Genomic DNA, 16,668 nt, shown 5'->3' with positions numbered 1-16,668 from the left:
ATGTAGGTGTACAAAATGCGCTAACAACCGTTAGAGCAGAGATAAGCGCTTACAATAAAAACCAAAACTCATCAGAGTATTTACATTATCAATAATTTTAAGATGTAACGAAATAAATTATTACAAAAATAATGACTATATCATAAATGTTATTGATCTATAAAAATCCATAATGAGAAAATGAAGTATTAGCATGCGGTCCGCACACGATTATATACGGAGACCGACATGTCCAACTACAAGTATTTACTGAATAAAACTTCAGCGATTTGCAGCTCCTTACTACATCTCACATTTACTACAGCAGCCAGCCTCTTGCTTCTTGCTAGTCATGCGCCCTCGATGGCGGAGGATAGTGCCAGTATTGAATGGGGGGAAATAAAACTATTTCGCGCAGACGGACAAACACCTGGCCGGATCATTACTATGGTCAATGAACATGATAGGCCGGCTGGCCTGCTCACCGCAGGCGATACGATCCTTCAAACATTTAACAGCACGCAGGAGATTGCAGACTACATCGCACGAATGCCATTACATTTTAGGCGTTTTTTTAAGGTTGTAGACCTGAATGGCAAGACATTGATGCCTGGCTTTGTAGAGCCTCACGTCCACCTGCCTCTGATGGTTAACTTCTCCGCCGGTGCCGATCTTTCAACCTGTCTACCTGAACCCTACCACTACCGTCTTTACGGCGATGACACGATGATGGTTGATGGTCGAGAGGTTTCTACCTGCGGCGACTTTCCAAATTTTAAAGATGACCAAGGCAACTACTATACGAGCGACGGCTGGCAAGCTGAGAACCCCCACCTAACAGTTCTCGATTGGACAATGACAGTCCTGAATGAAAGCGAAAGTCGCCTGATCGGCGGCAAGAATGGCAAAACCGAATGGATCGTGGGCAATGGAATTGATCCTGCGCGCTTTGGGGTAACCGAAGAAGCGATCGAGATGACACAGGCTTTTCGTCAAAATCCGGCAGTTTCCATTGAGGAAAATGTAAAAGGCGCAGGCCCTGGTGAGTTACCTGTTTTCCTTCTCGACCAATCTGGACACGTTGCCTACGTAAATGGACAAGCGTTCATCGCATCAGGCATTTGCGAACGCTGGCCGTGTGGTCCTGATGATGCCAAAAAGGACCCTCCCGTTCTGGGAAAATGGGCTGTAGGTGATGATGGAAACTACACCGGCCTACTTCAGGAAGAAGATGCATACGCTTTGTTCCTAAAGGCTGTTCAGGAAGCAGTCGGGGCTGATGAGAGCAGCCCGTTCTACTTCATGAATAAGAAAGATGGTGTAGAGGCGACTGGCAAAATCGTCCAGAGGATCGCAGAAAAGGGTGTGACCACCTTGATCGATGCGGGCGGTTTTTCCGAGCCAATGATCCAGTATTTGGGGGCTGTTGCCGTAGGCAGCGAAAAGGTTGGCTATGAAGGAAACATGAAGGCCGCTCCCTTCCGCATCCGTACTCTGGTTGCTTCGAACGTAAACCACAGCAACAGCGAGGAAGCCGCCAAGATTGCTGAGCGCTTGTACACCGGGCCATGGCCTGAAAAAGTGACGATCAATGGCAAAACGATTGACAACGAGCTGGGCACCTTTGGCGTCAATGGCATCAAGTTCTGGATCGATGGCTCGACGCAAGGCTGCAGCGCCTTTCTGGTAGATTCTTACGCATCGAATGGGATCTGCACTGAAGCTGGCGAAGGTGTGCATGGCTCTCATGGTGCGAACTACATTGTCTTCGCGAACGCAGCCCATGATGGCACTCAACATCCAGACAACAATGCAGCTGCACTTACTGCTTCCATCTACACCGGACCGGACTCCGATGAGGGCGTGGCCTTTTACAATGCCATGAAGCCCTTTGTTGAGAAGGGAATGCAAATTCAAGTGCATGCAAATGGTGACAAGGCCATGATAGGCGCTGCGAGAACAGCTCAAAAGCTTGTCGAGGATTGCCACTGGAAATTTGACGACGGATCCCTTCCGATGATCTTACACCATGCAACCGTTGGAGGCGGATTTGCGCAGAGCTATGGACGCACCCCTGTTGCAGAGCTGTTGAGCAAAATTCGTGGGGAGACACGAGACGTTGAATGCGACGGCGAGAAAGTCGCGCAAAAATATGACATCGGCCTATCCCATACATCTGGGCACGTCGCCTACTGGGGCGGCGGCTTCTTGAGCTTGCTTGACGGCAAAGTCAACTTTACAGCACTCGGGACAGACAGCGATGAGGAAGGCCGCGCTCCGTGGCTGGATGCAAACAAAGCGGAACTGGGGGGCGACAAAGCATCTGATGAAAGCGCTCAGAACAGCTACGAACCCTTTGACGTTTCCTTCCATAGCGATGCGCCGATTACACCTGTGAGCCCGCTTTGGTATGTTTCCCAAATGGTGACGAGAAATACTTGGACATACCCAGATATCAAGTCCGATGCCAGCTATGAGCTCCCTTCACCGGGCAGCGATCTGGTTCAGAAAATCGATGTTTATCAGGCGCTCAAAGGCATAACCACGATCCCCGCCAAGCAAAATGGTCTTGATCCGTACATTGGGAGTCTGGAACCAGGCAAACGAGCTGACCTCGTAATACTGGACAGTGATCCTCTGTCAGTTAACAAGATGGACCTACCTTACATCAAGGTTTGCGCCACCTACCTCAATGGTGAAGAGTGGAAACCAGAAAAAACGAGCGAAAAGTGTAAATAATAGGCATTTATAGCCATTGTTTTGCTTGAGGAAGAGAGCCCGCAGACGTTGCTGCGGGCTTTTTTCTATTTATAACTTCAACGCATCTGGGTTGTCATTATTTGTCGCCAAGGAGTTTATGGATCTGAAACCATATGGCATACCAGATATCACAGGCTAGCAACCTCCAACGTCTCTCCTGCTGCCATCAACACAAGGAGGTTCGTTATGGCTCCAATCAAATCCCCATTGAAAACGGCTGGCATCTCACTGCTCGCAGGCTTGCTGAGTTGCAGCTCTGCGTTTGCAGAAGGGGCCGTACTTCTTACCAAACAGATTTGTGCGAACCCAGCGGACATTATGGTTTCGCATTGGGCAGCGACAAAGGGCGCTACAGACGTTTTCTTCATGGCAAGCGATGGCACTGTGTCCAAAGTAAAGACCGACAAAAGCTTTGATGACTTCAGCACGGTCTACATTTCCGCCCACAGCAGCCCTGAAAACGTTGGCGGCATCGCTAACGCAGACTTTGCCACATACTTCAAGGCGGCTCACGCCAGCACACCGGAAACCGTGTTCTTCAGTGGCTGCTATACAGGATCAGGAAATGCGCGCAGCAAGCTGAACGCCGAGTATGACGACAACATCAATTCACTATACGGCCCCAAGGGTCCTTGTGCGCTGGTTGGCGATGGCAGCGCCGTGCTCTCGGAAGCCAAGGATCTATACGATGTCACGAATTCGAACAACGCGGGTTTCAACAAGGTCGTCGACAACATCATGAAGATCTGGTCAGGTGATACCAATGCGAGCGAGTACAACCAGACTGGAAAAAACTGGCAAAAAGCCTGTGAAGCATACACGGACCCATTGAATGCGGCCAAGCTCTCTGAATTTCACGATGAGGTGCTGAAGATGTTCGTCACCGACGCCGCCACAGATCCAGAGGAAGACAGCTACAACTACGGCCTTCTGATCAAATGGAACAACGCTGGCACCGCGTTCTCTGTATGCGGCAAAGAGCACGACGCGTGCTGAAACGTTTGCGTAAAATCTTATGAACAAGTCCCGCCAAACCTAACCTCTTGGCGGGCCTTACCTAATCGTAAATAAAAGTATTTATTTTCGCGATAACAGTTATTTAGCTCGATTTTGCAAACAGGATAACGTAAGGTCACCACGTTAGAGACAAGAAGCTTCATGGAAGGAGCTCCCTATGCAGGTCAAGAACCTCGTCTTCACAACCGCCGCCTACGCTGCCATGTTTTCATCAGTCGGCTTTCTTCTCCTCATTACCACAAAGATTATCGGCTAGGATCTGTTCCAAGGACACAGCTCAGAAAAGCTCTCCTGCCCTTTTCCGGACAAGAGAGCCTTCCTATGTGCGTGTCATGAGGTGAAACGCTGGCTCACTCAATGGTTGTGAGGCTCTTCAGGTTGTCAGCAATCGACTTGCCGCTCTTGAAGACCGCACTGCCGCTGACAATGATATCCGCCTGCATGGCCGCGGCCATTGGAAATGTTGTTGGCGTGATGCCGCCGTCTATGCAGACAAGCGGATCAACGCCCGCCTCTCTTGCCATGGTCCGGATCGCTTTGACTTTTTCGGCCGTCGCCTCGTTGGGGGATCCCCCGCTCCAACCCGGATCAACGGCGATCAAGGTCACCATTTCAAGCGATCGTATCACTGGCCGCACAAGCTCTGCTGAGCTTCCGGGGTTGAGGGCAACGGAACGAATAATCTTGCGGTCGCTTTTCGCTCCAACTACGGGCACATCCAACTCGACCAGCGCGCGATGCAAATGGCGGGTGCCTTCTGCATGCACATGAACGATATCCGCACCAGCCGTGATAAATGCCTGAATGTGGCTCAGCGGATCATCCACCATCAGGTGAACGTCCTTGAGCATGGTTGTTTCAGTTGCTTTGACAAGACCGGCGCCCGCTGTCATTTGCGGACAGAAAACACCGTCCATGACATCGTAATGCAAGAGGTTGACTCCTGCCTGCTCCAATTCTGAGACTGCGGCACCATAGGCCATGGCATTGGCCGCCATCAGCCCGACGCTCAAATGAGGAGCAGCGCTGCGCAACCATGCGACCAGAGCTTCGCGGGAGATCAGATCCTGAGGGCCAGGACGTTGGTGTGATGAACCGGATTGCATGAGCTGGGCCCCTTAAACTTCTGGCAGAATGCCTTTAAAGACGCGGTGTGTGCGCGGACCGGTCATAATGTCTTCCAGCTCAGCCTTCACCTTCAGATAATGAGGCGTCTGCTTGTGCGCCAGAACGGCATCCTGGTCGACATAGGCTTCATAGATGGAAAACTTGGTGGGATCTTCCGGGTCTTGCAGAACGTCAAACCGCAGGCAGCCCGGTTCCTGAATGGACCCTTCATGATTTGGGCGAAAGACGCGCAGAAAGTCTTCGATGCGGTCTGGCTTTACCTGAATTTCGACGAGGGTTACGTGCATGGGTTCAAGTCCTTTGCTGCCCGACAAGGGCACAGTTTTTTGACGTGAGGAGGCGCTGGATGCGCCTCCCCTTGCCGATGAGTTGTGGAGATTGAAAAGCCTCGATTAGAAATCGAAGTTGTCGATGTTTTCCTTGTTGAAGACCTGACGTTCTGGCAGCAGGATGATGCCATTGCCGTCAGCTTCGTACTCGTAGCCCTGAACGCTGTTCGGGCTGACTTCGATGGTGCCAACGCCCGGAATGTCCATGGTGTCACCAACGTTCATTGGGCCTTCATTGAGAAGATGCTCAGCAACGAAGGTGGAGATGCGGCCTTGCTTGGTCACGTCCCACAGCCCAAACTGCTTGACGGTGTCGCGCTTGACATAAGGACGCATGACGTTTGGCGTGGAGAAACCAACGATGATCACTTCACCAGCGCGTCCAAGGTTTTCTGCAGCTTGTGCAGCGGCAGGCAGTGCGTTTGCATCTGGCGCGATGATGATGTCCAAATCCTTGTAGGCCTGAAGAATACCTTCACCGGTCTGCAAAGACTTTTGTGCATCATTGTAGCCAAACTGGGTTGTCACGACTTCCCAACCCGGATGCTCAGCTGCGATCTTCTCCTTTGCCGCCTTTACCCAGGCGTTCTGATCGGTCACCGTCGGGCTTGAGTAGAAAAAGGCAACCTTCGCCTTCTCTTCCTTGTGCTGGTCTGCCGCCATATCCACCAGAAGGGTACCAAGTTGCGCTGGTGTGCCCTGATTGATGTAGTAGCTACGGCATTCTGGGTTCACGTCGGAATCCCACGTCAGAACCTTTACGCCACGCTTCATGGCGCGCTTCAGGGCCGGACACAGGCCATCTGGAGAGACGGCGGAAATAGAGATTGCGTCATAGCCCTGATTGGCGAAGGTGTTGATGTACTGGACCTGTCCGGATACCGAAGGTTCGGTTGGCCCATCATAGGTCACGGTCACGCCAAGCTCCTTGCCAGCCTCGACAGCCCCCTGACCGCCGGAAGTGAAGAAGCCAACGCCGACCAGCTTTGGAATGAACGCAATGCGCTTTTCCGCAGCATTTGCGGTGGTGAGCATGGTGGATGCTGCAAATGCCAATGCCAGTGCTGTAGAAATCGTACCTAGGCGTTTCATAGTGTTTCTCCCGAAGTTTGATTATGTAACCCGCATCCCTGCCAGCTCTCCCAGAAGGCGTGCGGACCGTCTCCCATTGGTGCGCTGGATCAGCTTGTCTGCTGCCCAACGCTCTTGAGCACGCGCCACTGGAGGTAATAAGCGCGTCCCATCTCACTCAGGCTGCGCAGGGCAACCACCAACACCAGCAACCCGCCAGAGAGCGCGTTGGAGACGTGACTGGAAACCCCGATGATTTGCAGACCTGTTTGAAAGTAGCCGACCAGCAATGCTGCCAATGCTGTGCCAAGAATGGTGCCAGAGCCGCCGTAGATGCTGGTCCCACCCAGAACCACTGCGGTGATGGCGGGCATCAGCGCCGCAGAGCCAAAATCTGAACGGGCTGAGCCGAAGTAGCTTGCCAGTACCAGCCCCGAAAGCGCTGCCATGATACCGGTAAGGGCATAGGCAATGGTGAGCGTGCGGAACTGAGGCACCCCTGCATACCGTGCTGCCCGGTCGTTCTGGCCGATCAGATAGATGTAGCGACCAAAGCGGGTGCGATGCAGGATGACCATGAAGATCCCGGTCGCCACAAAGAAGATGACAAGCGGAAATGGCAGGCCGAGGACCTCCAGGTTCGCCAATTCCACAAAGCTTGCATCAAAGCCGCTGATGCCCTCATAGCCGGAGGCCCCACCAAGACCGGACAGAACCAGTGCTGCGCCACTGAACAAGAAGCTTGATCCAAGCGTAATCACAAGCGGGTTGACCTTGGCCACGTGAATGGCCACCGAGTTAAGAACACCGGTTGCACAGCCAACACAAAGGGCACCAAGGCAGGCGATCCAAATGTTGACGCCATTCACCCAAAGCAGCCCAAGAGTGATCGCTGCAAGCCCCATTACAGCCCCGATGGAAAGGTCAATGCCGCCGGTGATGATCACCAGAGTAAGGGCAAGAGCCACAATGCCGATATGAACGAAGTCGCTCGTTGAAAACAGCAATGTTGAAGGGCGCAGGAAGGCCGGATTGATGGCGCCAAACACCAGAATTTCGCCAACCAGGAGGATAGCCAGCACTGTCTCCCAGCGCTTCAAGAAGTGGAGCCTGTTCATTTGCGCACCTCACCGAGTTCCTTGATGGTTGGAGTTTCGACGGACTTGTCGTTCTGGGCGTCTGTCTCAATGAACTTGCGGTACTTCTGGTAACGCAGAGCGGACCCCATGGCTTCGCGGATCTTTCCGTCGGCGATCAGGACCACCAGAAGGATGCCGCCCGCGATCATGTCGTTCCAGAAAGCATCGAGGCGCAGCATGACCAGAACACTGTCGATGGAGGTCATGAAGTAGGCCCCAAGGCCAGCGCCGATGACCGTTCCGGTGCCACCAAGCAGGCTCACGCCACCCAGGACACTTGAGGCAATTGCGCGCATTTCCATGCCGTTGCCAGCGGTGTTTGGAATAAAGCCGATCTGGGCTGCGAAGATGATGCCGGCAAGAGCTGCAAGAACGCCGTTGATCGCATAAGCAGTGAGCTGAACCTGCCTTACCTTGATACCCAGCAAGCGGGCCCCTTCACGATTGTCACCAACGGCGAAAAGCGAGCGACCAAAGGCGGTGTACCGAAGCCAGCAGTGGGTGCCGACAAGCAGGAACAGAACAATCCATGCAAAGGCTGAGAGCCCCAGAAAGCCTGCATGAGACAGGCCTTTGAAACCCTCCGGCAAGCCTTCGATCCAGCTGCCGCTTGTAACCAGATGCACAAGACCGCGATAGAGACCGAGTGTGCCAAGGGTAGCCACGATGGCAGGCACCCGCAAAATGGCAACCATGAAGCCATTGAAGAGACCGCAAAGCAGACCAACGAACAATGCGATGGCAATGCTTGGGCCGATACCGAATTGCCCGTTCATCAGTATTCCCGCCACAGCGGCGGACAGACCCATGATCGAGCCGATGGAGACATCCAACCCGCGGGTTGCCATGACCAGTGTGGCGCCGATGGCAATGACCAGCAGGATCAGGCTGTTGTTGTAGATTGACAGTACCGTCTCGAAGGAGAGATACGATGTATCCACCACCCCCAGCACGACGAATAGCAGCAGGATGATGACCGCAACAGAAGCTTCGCGGTTGGTTTGCAAGAACCGTATCAACATTGTTTGGCCTCCTGTTCTGCGGTAACGCCGAAGGACAGCTGTGCGATGGCATCGACGGTGATTTCCGCTCCCCTGAGCTCTCCGCCTGGATGGCCGTGATCCATGACCAGAACTCGATTGCTCAAGCGCTGGACTTCTTCATGGTCCGAAGAGATCAAAAGGATGGCGACACCACGCGCGGCAAGGTCATCAATCAACCTATAGATGTCGGCGCGAACGGCCACATCTACGCCGCGGGTGGGCTCATCAAGGATCAAAACCTTGGGGTTTGCCGCAAGGCATTTGGCCAGAAGGATCTTCTGTTGATTGCCACCGGAAAGGGTGCGCACAGCCTGGGAGGAAGATGCGCAGACAATTCCGAGCGACTTCACATAGTCTTGGAAGCGCTGCTCTTCCGCGCCCAGACGAAGCCATGCGGGCTCGCGATACAAGACCAGCGAGGATGAGTTCCAGCACAGCGATGCATCGACAAACAGGCCACTGGATTGACGGTCCTCCGGAAGATAGACCACGCCATGGTCAAGGCTCTTGATCGGCGAGGTTTCTGTCAGATCCAAACCGTCAACTGTGATGCGGCCTCGGGCAGCTTTTCGGATGCCATAAAGCGTTTCGGCAAGCTCGGTGCGGCCGGAGCCAACAACGCCCGCCAACCCCAAGACTTCACCCGCATGCAAGCTGAAAGATATATGGGCGAAGCCCTCGCCGCACAGATTTTGAACCCTGAGCACTTCCATGCCTTCGGTGAACTCTGGCCGAGCTTCATCAATCTCGAAGGCAGACTTGCCTTCAATCTGAGTCATGGCTCGCACGATTTCGGCATCAGAGAAGCTCTTGGGTGGGCCTGCGAGCACGACCTTGCCGTCACGCAGGATGCTAACCGTCTCGGCGATCTCCCGAATTTCGCCAAGCTTGTGGCTAATGAAAAAGATGCCGACGCCCTGGGCAGAGAGTGCCCGCATGCGGGTAAACAGCTTGGCCACTTCCCGCGGTGTCAAAGCCGATGTGGGTTCATCCAGTATAAGGATCCTGGCATTGCGAATGAGGCCGCGCAGGATCTCCACCATCTGTTGATCAGCCACTTCAAGCTGGCCAGCTGGTGTGTGCAATTCTAGGGATGATCCGACCTCTTTGATCAGGTCGATCAGCCGGGACTTCAACTCGGCCCGATTGCCGGGCATGTGCATCAGCACATTTTCTTCTACCGTGAGGTTTGGGAACAGCATGGGCTCCTGAGGAACCAGATGAATGCCCAATTGCCGTGAAAGAACTGGTGTTAGATTGTTCGCCTTTACGCCGCCCACATAAAGATCACCGCGATCAACCGGATGCAATCCGGCGATGATTTTCATCAACGTGGACTTGCCAGCGCCATTTCCTCCCAAAAGTGCATGGATTTGACCTGACTCAAGCGTGAGATCCACGCCTTTCAGAACCGACACGCTTCCGAAGAATTTCCAGATGGCATCGGCTTTGATGAGTGTTTCGCGTAGAGTAGACGGTATTTGTTCCGTCATGTCGAACGCACTCCCTGGTTTTGAGCAGTTTCCCGCTATTCTCCCCTATCGCGGAGAGGCTCCCCTCTCCGCGTGTTGTGTCGTTGGGCCAACGGCCGGGCTCCTCAGAGCGGCGAAAGGCAACGGTCACCCGTCTCCCAACCTTTCGCGTTCTGCTGGAGCACTTCTCGATTACTCAGCGGCTTGTGCTTGAGCGGCCTTTTCAGCCTCATAGAGTTCGATGGCTTTCTCTGGCTTCTCGCCATCGTGAACAACAGCGCGTACCGCCTTGATCATCCCAACCGGGCTGTCGGACTGGAAGATATTCCGGCCCATATCAACGCCATGCGCGCCCTGATCGATCGCCTTGTAAGCCATGTAGAGCGCATCCATTTCCGGCAGCTTCTTGCCGCCTGCAATCACGATCGGCACGGGACACCCTGCGACAACTTTCTCGAAACCCTCTTCCACAAAGTATGTCTTGATGATGTGCGAGCCGAGTTCGGCACAGATGCGTGTTGCGAGGCCGAAATAGCGAGCGTCGCGTGCCATGTCCTTGCCAACCCCGGTTACGGCCATTGTGGGAACGCCGTACCGATTGCCGGTGTCAATCAGCTTCACAAGGTTTGCCAGAGACTGGTGTTCGTACTCCGCACCGACATACACATTGGTGGTGATGGCAGAAGCATTCAGACGCACAGCGTCTTCAATATCGACCGCAACCAGCTCGTTTGAAAGTTCTGTGAGAACGCTCATGCCGCCAGAGCAGCGCAGAACCACCGGCTTACGGCTATCTGCAGGCATGGTGGCGCGCAGACCACCGCGGGTGCACATCAAAACATCGGTGTAAGGAACCAGCGGGCGAATGGTGAGATCCAGACGCTCCAACCCTGTTGCCGGACCCTGAAAGTATCCGTGGTCAAACGCCAGCATGACCGTGTTGCCACTCTTTTCCTGAAAAATGCGCGCCATACGGTCCTGCATCCCCCAGTCCAGCGCGTTGGAACCTCGGATAGGAAACGGCTTCACTTCAACCGGAATGTCCTCACAAAAGTTCTTGCCTTCTTTTACATCGTCCATGTCAGCCATAACGCTCTCCGCTCATTGTTGTTAGGCCGCATTCACTCCTCACCGAGAAGCGTCGTTCATGTGAACAGCGACTCATCAATTGCTCACCTGAGTATTGCTGCTGAGAGGCATAGGTCAACCCGATTCACGTTACAAAAATGCGCGCACCGAAACATATGATCACTATCCACTATGGTGAAATTTCACTCAAACCCTTCCAAAAGCGAGGGAAATTCATTTAAAATTTTCAAAATTACGGGATAATCCGGATATATGAAAAACTCATTCCGCAATGAAAGCTTGATCATTTATCTTTGAAGTGATCATATGCACAGCAACAGGGCAGTTGGAGAGACGCTGTGAACGAGATGACCGAAGACCAGACATTTGAACCTCAGGAAGAGGAGCTCATGAGCCGCGTGGCGTGGTACTACTACCACGACGGCATGACGCAGAGCGAAATCGGCACGCGTCTAAATCTGTCACGTATCAAGGTATCGCGCATGCTTGAGCGCGGCCGCCGTATGGGCTTAATCCATATTCATATTAATTCCAGTTATGGCGGGTGTTTTGAACTCGAAAATCGCCTTCAGCAGCTCTATGGGCTGACTGAAGTGCGCGTCATTCCTGCGAACTCCCAGGAAAATTCCGGAGACAGGCTCTCGGAAGCGGCCAGCCAATACTTCATGGGAAAGCTCAAGAAGTCAGACCTCTTGGCGGTCGGCTGGGGAGCCATGGTAATGGGCGCCTTGCAGAGACTGGCGCAGACGTTGTCGCATCGCGACATCTCACTTGTAAGCCTTACGGGCGGGGTTGCTGCTTACATTGAAGGTATTGCTTCTGGGCGCACTTCTCAAAACGTGCACCTGATCCCTGCCCCATTGCTGGTCTCAAACCCGGATCTGGCAGCAAGCTTGCGCAACGAGCGTCATGTCATGGACGTGATGAGCATGGCAAAAACGGCCAATTACGCTCTTGTTGGCGTCGGCTCAGTGGCCAATCAGGCGACCTTGATCACATCAGGCTATGCAACAGGTTCGCAGTTTGAGGCGTTTCGCCGCCAAGGCGCTGTCGGCGATATCATAGCTGTATTTTACGATGAAAACGGTGAGGTTCTCGACCTGCCGTTTCACAACACTCTTGTCGGGCTGGATTTGGAGGCTCTGCGCAACATTCCTCAGGTGGTTGCTGCAGCATGCGGTCAAGACAAGGTGGACGCCATTCGGGCTGCGGCCAAAGGCAAGCACTTCAATGTGCTGATCACAGATGAGCCGACGGCGCAGGCCATCATCAAGGGAGAAACATCATGAGTCAAAACCAGGGCTATGTCCTGGCTATTGACGCCGGAACGGGCAGCGGGAGAGCTGTCATTTTCGACGCCGAAGGCAGACAGGTTGCCGTGGGGCAGGAAGAGTGGAGCCATTTGAGCGATCCGCAATTCCCGGGCTCCATGGCTTTCGACTGCGAAGCCAATTGGGCTTTGCTGTGTCGCTGCATAAAGAAGGCTTTGGGAGAAGCCAAACTGAAGGCCAGCGACATCCGAGCCGTAAGCGCCACCAGCATGCGCGAGGGTATCGTTCTTTATAGTAAGGATGGTTCTGAACTGTGGGCCTGCGCTAACGTGGACTCAAGGGCCGCCGAAGAAGTGCGCGCTTTGCAGGTCGAGGCTCCGGATCTCGAAAAAGACGCCTACCGGATTTCAGGCCAGACTTTTGCCCTCGGCGCGATACCGCGTTTGAAGTGGATCGAAAAACACTTGCCGCAGGTCTATGAGCAGACAGACAAGATGTCCATGCTCTCGGACTGGATGCTGGCACGCCTTTCCGGTGTCATTGCCTCCGATCCATCCAACGCTGGAACAACCGGCATCTTTTCTCTAGAAACCCGTGACTGGTGCCCCGACATCGCAGCCCGCGCTGGTATCAAAAATACAATCTTTCCGCCTGTTGTCGAAACAGGCACGCCAATAGGTGACGTCACCGCCAAGGCCTCAGCGGAAACCGGGCTCGCAACGGGAACCCCCGTCATTATGGGCGGCGGTGATGTGCAACTGGGTGCGCTGGGCCTTGGTGTGTCCCGCCCCGGTCAGGCGGCTGTTCTTGGTGGCACTTTCTGGCAGGAAGTGGTGAACATGGGCAGCGCCAAGACAGATCCGGAAATGCGTATTCGTGTCAATCCACATGTGGTGCCCGGCGTAAGTCAGGCAGAAGGTATTGCCTTCATGGTGGGCATGACCACGCGCTGGTTCCGGGACGCCTTCTGCCAAGAAGAACAGCGTGTTGCTCAGGAACGTGGTCTGGACGTCTATGAACTACTCGAGGCCATGTCCAGCGCTGTTCCAGTTGGGGCTGGTGGCATCCTTCCCGTCTATACGGACGTGATGAACTACGGCTCTTGGTATCATGCAGCCCCGTCTCTACTGAACCTTTCACTGGACGCCACTACCTGCGGCAAGGCAGAGATTTTCCGCGCGCTACAAGAAAACGCTGCGATCGTTGCAAATGAAAACCTTCGTCTGGCAGCAAACATGGCTGATGTCGAACTTGACGAGATCGTGTTTGCAGGGGGGGCATCCAAGGGCAAGCTTTGGTGCCAGATCCTGTCCGACGCAACCGGCATGCCTGTTAAGGTGCCGGAAGTGACTGAAGCGACTGCATTTGCGGCAGGGCTAGCGGCTTGGGTTGGCATTGGTGTCTATGGTTCGCTGATGGAAGCGGCAGACAAGACCGTGCGGTGGAAGCGCCGCTACACCCCTGACCTGGCTAATCACGCGCTTTACGGCGAGATCACCGAGAAATGGCGCACCGCCTACGCAGCGCAGCGTGCGCTGGTTGATCAAAACATCACCCGGTCCATGTGGAAGGCCCCTGGGCTTTAAGAACGAGGAGGAAGGCGTGGCAATCCTCGGTTTGCGCAGGCGCCTCAAGTAATCATGTTTAAAACAAGCGAAAGCGATCATTCCTATCGGTTTGAAGATCATGGCCCAAAGTACCTGCAACGCGGACCTCGATCTGACATTGGCGTTGTGACCTTGCAGCCCGGCCAGCATTTTCCAGCCCACAAGCACTGCCGCATCGAAGAGAATTTTCTGACCATTGCTGGTGAAGTACACATGTATGTGGACGGCACTCTTCATGTGCTCGGCGTTGGCGATTTTCTCCGCTGTGAGCCCGGAGAAGCCCACTACGTGGAGAACAAAGGCGACGTGCCGTGGAAGGCGGTGTTTATCAAGGCACCTTTCGATCCCAAAGATGGTGTTCCGGTGAATTGGAAGCCAGGGGACGCTGCCTAGTTTGCAGCCCCACCAACAATCAAGGCCGCCGTCATGGCGGTCTTTTTGTTTTCTTGTCTGCGGCTGGTCTTCAAACAACCAAGTGCTCAATTGACGCCCTCACCCCAAAGCCGTTCGCATTTCATGAACAGTCATTCAACCAGACCTGTTGGTGCCCTGCCCACCCAAAAGAGCTACACTTGTTCCGGAGTGAAATGCCGAACTGGAGAGTGTCATGGGCAAGCTTGTCGAAGGGAAATGGGTCACCGGCGAAGTTGGCGCGGCGAAGGAAGACGGCGCGTTCAAGCGAGCAGATGCCGTCTGCCGTGACTGGATCAAGGCCGATGGCTCCACCAAGTTCGCACCGGAAGTTGGCCGTTATCACCTCTACGTGGCGGACGCCTGTCCGTGGGCCCACAGGACACGTATTTTTCGCAAGCTGAAAGGCCTGGAAGACGCCATTTCGCTCTCTGTTGTGGACCCCTACATGGGCGAAAACGGCTGGTGGTTTTCAGGGAAAAATGGGACCGATCCAGACCCGATTAACGGCTTTACCTATCTTCATGAAGTCTACACAAAAGGGGACTCCGACTACACAGGTCGCGTAACGGTTCCAGTGCTTTGGGACAAGAAGCTCAACGTTGTTGTGAGCAATGAGTCTTCAGAGATCATTCGCATGTTGAACTCGGAATTTGTAGGCGTTGCCGGTAACGACATCGACTTTTATCCAGAACACCTTCGCGAGAAGATTGATGAGCTCAATGCCTGGATCTACCCGACCATCAACAACGGCGTCTATCGCTCAGGTTTTGCACGCTCTCAAGAGGCTTATGAGACAGCTGTTTCAGAGGTTTTTCAATCCCTCGACAGGCTGGAAGACATTCTCTCATCTCAACGCTATCTGGCGGGTGATACCATAACAGAGGCGGATTGGCGTTTGTTCGCGACCTTACTGCGGTTTGATGCCGTTTATGTTTGCCTATTCAAGACCAACTTGCGCCGCATCAGCGACTACCCAGTCATCTCTGCCTACCTCCGCGAGTTGTATCAATGGGAAGGCATAACTGAAACGATCCACATGGAGAATATCAAGGCGCACTACTTCAAGTCACTGAGGACGATCAACCCATTCGGTATTGTTGCCAAAGGGCCTGATGGCATTGATTTTACAGCGCCTCACGACCGTAGCCAGATGCCTTCACAGGTGGCACGGTTCTGAGCATCGGTTTGTGGAAGCGGAACAGGGGCGATGCTGGGGCACGCTCTGGTTCACTTGATCTCGTCGTTTGAACGCATTTCAGATTGGCGCATCGGCATGGCATCAATGATTGCGAACAGATCAGGCGCTTCGATTACCCCCTCGCGCCTGTGCTTTACGCCTCCGTCTTTGCCAATCAATACGACCTGCTTTTCTTGGCTTTCCACACTCAATAGGGATCTTAACTTCGCCGCATCCATCTCAGGCGCAGGCTTTCCGATGACACGGGCCCTGTCCTTGGCGACTTCAAAAAACAGAAGATCCCGCTCCTTCATATCAGCCTGGTTTTCATCATAGATCTTGCGTTGTGTGCGCAGCAAAGCCGCGTCCTTACTATCGTCAAAAACCAATAGCAGGCGGTTTTTCCATTGAAACTCTGAGAGGTCGGCATAAACGGCACTGCTTGTTGCAAATACCGCTAGCGCACTCAGTCCGATCATCCATGAGGCAGTCCGTTTGGAAGGCATATAAGCTCCTTGGTTTGATCTGCATTACGGAGAGCGGCGGATTGGGGTTCATTTTTGCCGCAAAATCCGCTGCCTAATCTTTCAAGTTTCAAATATGTTCCATATTTGTTCCAATCTCCTTTTGGTTGTGCTAGATACAAGCCTCTTGCACTAAGGAGAGCGCGAAATGGTTGTGGTCAGGCACCTGGAAAAAACAGACCTGGATGAGCTTTTTGCTGTTTCGGTAACGGAAGAGCAGCTTAAATTTGTTGGCACCACGCAGGAGATCGTGGAAGCAGCGCCGGACACAAGCCACCTGCACGTGATTGTCGACGGGGACAAGATCGTCGGTATGTTCAACCTCGACACCGCCTACCCCAATACCTACGACTTCGCGAAGACAGGTGAGCTGGGCTTCAGAGCGTTCTTGATCGGCCATGAGTACCAAGGGCGCGGACTGGCAAAAAAAGCCATGGAAGCCCTTCGAAAGCACCTGGAGGCCCACTACGCCAAGCACGGATCCATAGTCTTGACGGTGAACTGCAAAAACCCAGTGGCCTATAGACTATACCTAGCCACCGGTTTCGAGGATACGGGCGAGCTCTATCATGGAGGTGCGGCGGGACCGCAACATATCCTTCGCATGGTCTATGCAAAGAACAGCGACTGAAACAAAAACGCCGACCT

General features: G+C 53.7%; 15 protein-coding genes. 7 read left to right on the top strand and 8 right to left on the bottom strand.

Translation table 11 applies throughout. The annotated features are described in order from the left end of the window. Positions 1–228 precede the first annotated feature (228 nt). Positions 229–2,718 (top strand): amidohydrolase family protein, encoded by a 2,490-nt coding sequence (locus tag Q3Y58_RS09780; RefSeq protein ID WP_319622082.1) that lies wholly within the window; start codon positions 229–231, stop codon positions 2,716–2,718. 207 nt (positions 2,719–2,925) lie between these two features. Continuing rightward, complete coding sequence (locus tag Q3Y58_RS09775) at positions 2,926–3,735, top strand: hypothetical protein (RefSeq protein WP_319622081.1); 810 nt, start codon at positions 2,926–2,928, stop codon at positions 3,733–3,735. A gap of 371 nt (positions 3,736–4,106) precedes the next feature. Here Q3Y58_RS09775 and Q3Y58_RS09770 read toward each other — a convergent pair whose 3' ends face one another. From Q3Y58_RS09770 to lsrF, 7 genes are all read right to left on the bottom strand, one after another. After that, the gene (locus Q3Y58_RS09770) at positions 4,107–4,862 is read right to left on the bottom strand and encodes a ribulose-phosphate 3-epimerase (RefSeq protein ID WP_274216926.1); all 756 of its coding nucleotides are present in this window, start codon (positions 4,860–4,862) and stop codon (positions 4,107–4,109) included. A gap of 12 nt (positions 4,863–4,874) precedes the next feature. Further along, positions 4,875–5,171, bottom strand: a complete 297-nt coding sequence (lsrG, locus tag Q3Y58_RS09765) for a (4S)-4-hydroxy-5-phosphonooxypentane-2,3-dione isomerase (protein ID WP_274216927.1) — start codon at positions 5,169–5,171, stop codon at positions 4,875–4,877. Between the two features lie 105 nt (positions 5,172–5,276). Beyond that, on the bottom strand, positions 5,277–6,305 hold the full coding sequence (lsrB, locus tag Q3Y58_RS09760) for an autoinducer 2 ABC transporter substrate-binding protein LsrB (protein WP_274216928.1): 1,029 nt from the start codon (positions 6,303–6,305) through the stop codon (positions 5,277–5,279). 89 nt (positions 6,306–6,394) lie between these two features. Continuing rightward, on the bottom strand, positions 6,395–7,402 hold the full coding sequence (locus Q3Y58_RS09755; protein WP_319622080.1) for an ABC transporter permease subunit: 1,008 nt from the start codon (positions 7,400–7,402) through the stop codon (positions 6,395–6,397). Continuing rightward, entirely contained in the window at positions 7,399–8,445 is a 1,047-nt protein-coding gene (gene lsrC, locus Q3Y58_RS09750) for an autoinducer 2 ABC transporter permease LsrC (RefSeq protein ID WP_274216930.1), read from the bottom strand. The genes Q3Y58_RS09755 and lsrC overlap by 4 nt, the downstream gene beginning before the upstream one ends. After that, positions 8,439–9,959 (bottom strand): autoinducer 2 ABC transporter ATP-binding protein LsrA, encoded by a 1,521-nt coding sequence (gene lsrA / locus Q3Y58_RS09745; protein ID WP_319622079.1) that lies wholly within the window; start codon positions 9,957–9,959, stop codon positions 8,439–8,441. Before lsrA ends, lsrC begins: the two co-directional genes overlap by 7 nt. 171 nt (positions 9,960–10,130) lie before the next feature. Continuing rightward, positions 10,131–11,027 carry a 3-hydroxy-5-phosphonooxypentane-2,4-dione thiolase gene (lsrF, locus tag Q3Y58_RS09740; RefSeq protein WP_319622078.1) on the bottom strand — a complete coding sequence of 299 codons (897 nt, stop codon included), beginning with the start codon at positions 11,025–11,027 and terminating at the stop codon, positions 10,131–10,133. A 347-nt stretch (positions 11,028–11,374) separates the two neighbouring features. Here lsrF and Q3Y58_RS09735 point away from each other — a divergent pair, with 347 nt between their 5' ends. The 4 genes from Q3Y58_RS09735 (at position 11,375) to Q3Y58_RS09720 (ending at position 15,496) form a co-directional block, all read left to right on the top strand. Continuing rightward, the gene (locus tag Q3Y58_RS09735; RefSeq protein ID WP_319622128.1) at positions 11,375–12,316 is read left to right on the top strand and encodes a sugar-binding domain-containing protein; all 942 of its coding nucleotides are present in this window, start codon (positions 11,375–11,377) and stop codon (positions 12,314–12,316) included. Continuing rightward, positions 12,313–13,884, top strand: a complete 1,572-nt coding sequence (gene lsrK, locus Q3Y58_RS09730; RefSeq protein ID WP_319622077.1) for an autoinducer-2 kinase — start codon at positions 12,313–12,315, stop codon at positions 13,882–13,884. Before Q3Y58_RS09735 ends, lsrK begins: the two co-directional genes overlap by 4 nt. A 54-nt stretch (positions 13,885–13,938) precedes the next feature. Then, complete coding sequence (locus Q3Y58_RS09725; protein WP_319622076.1) at positions 13,939–14,298, top strand: cupin domain-containing protein; 360 nt, start codon at positions 13,939–13,941, stop codon at positions 14,296–14,298. A gap of 214 nt (positions 14,299–14,512) precedes the next feature. Then, positions 14,513–15,496, top strand: a complete 984-nt coding sequence (locus tag Q3Y58_RS09720; protein WP_319622075.1) for a glutathione S-transferase family protein — start codon at positions 14,513–14,515, stop codon at positions 15,494–15,496. A gap of 50 nt (positions 15,497–15,546) precedes the next feature. Here the strand turns inward: Q3Y58_RS09720 and Q3Y58_RS09715 are convergent, their stop codons facing one another. Continuing rightward, complete coding sequence (locus Q3Y58_RS09715) at positions 15,547–16,002, bottom strand: DUF4174 domain-containing protein (protein ID WP_319622074.1); 456 nt, start codon at positions 16,000–16,002, stop codon at positions 15,547–15,549. Positions 16,003–16,168: 166 nt separating this feature from the next. On the opposite strand from Q3Y58_RS09715, the gene Q3Y58_RS09710 reads away from it, so the two are divergent. After that, the gene (locus tag Q3Y58_RS09710; protein WP_274216937.1) at positions 16,169–16,651 is read left to right on the top strand and encodes a GNAT family N-acetyltransferase; all 483 of its coding nucleotides are present in this window, start codon (positions 16,169–16,171) and stop codon (positions 16,649–16,651) included. Positions 16,652–16,668: the final 17 nt, after the last annotated feature.

The sequence above is a fragment of the Nesiotobacter zosterae genome (assembly GCF_033843645.1).
Classification (GTDB): Bacteria; Pseudomonadota; Alphaproteobacteria; order Rhizobiales; family Stappiaceae; genus Pseudovibrio; species Pseudovibrio zosterae.
Note: the sequence above shows the minus strand (reverse complement) of the source record. Positions and strands in the feature narration are given on the sequence as shown.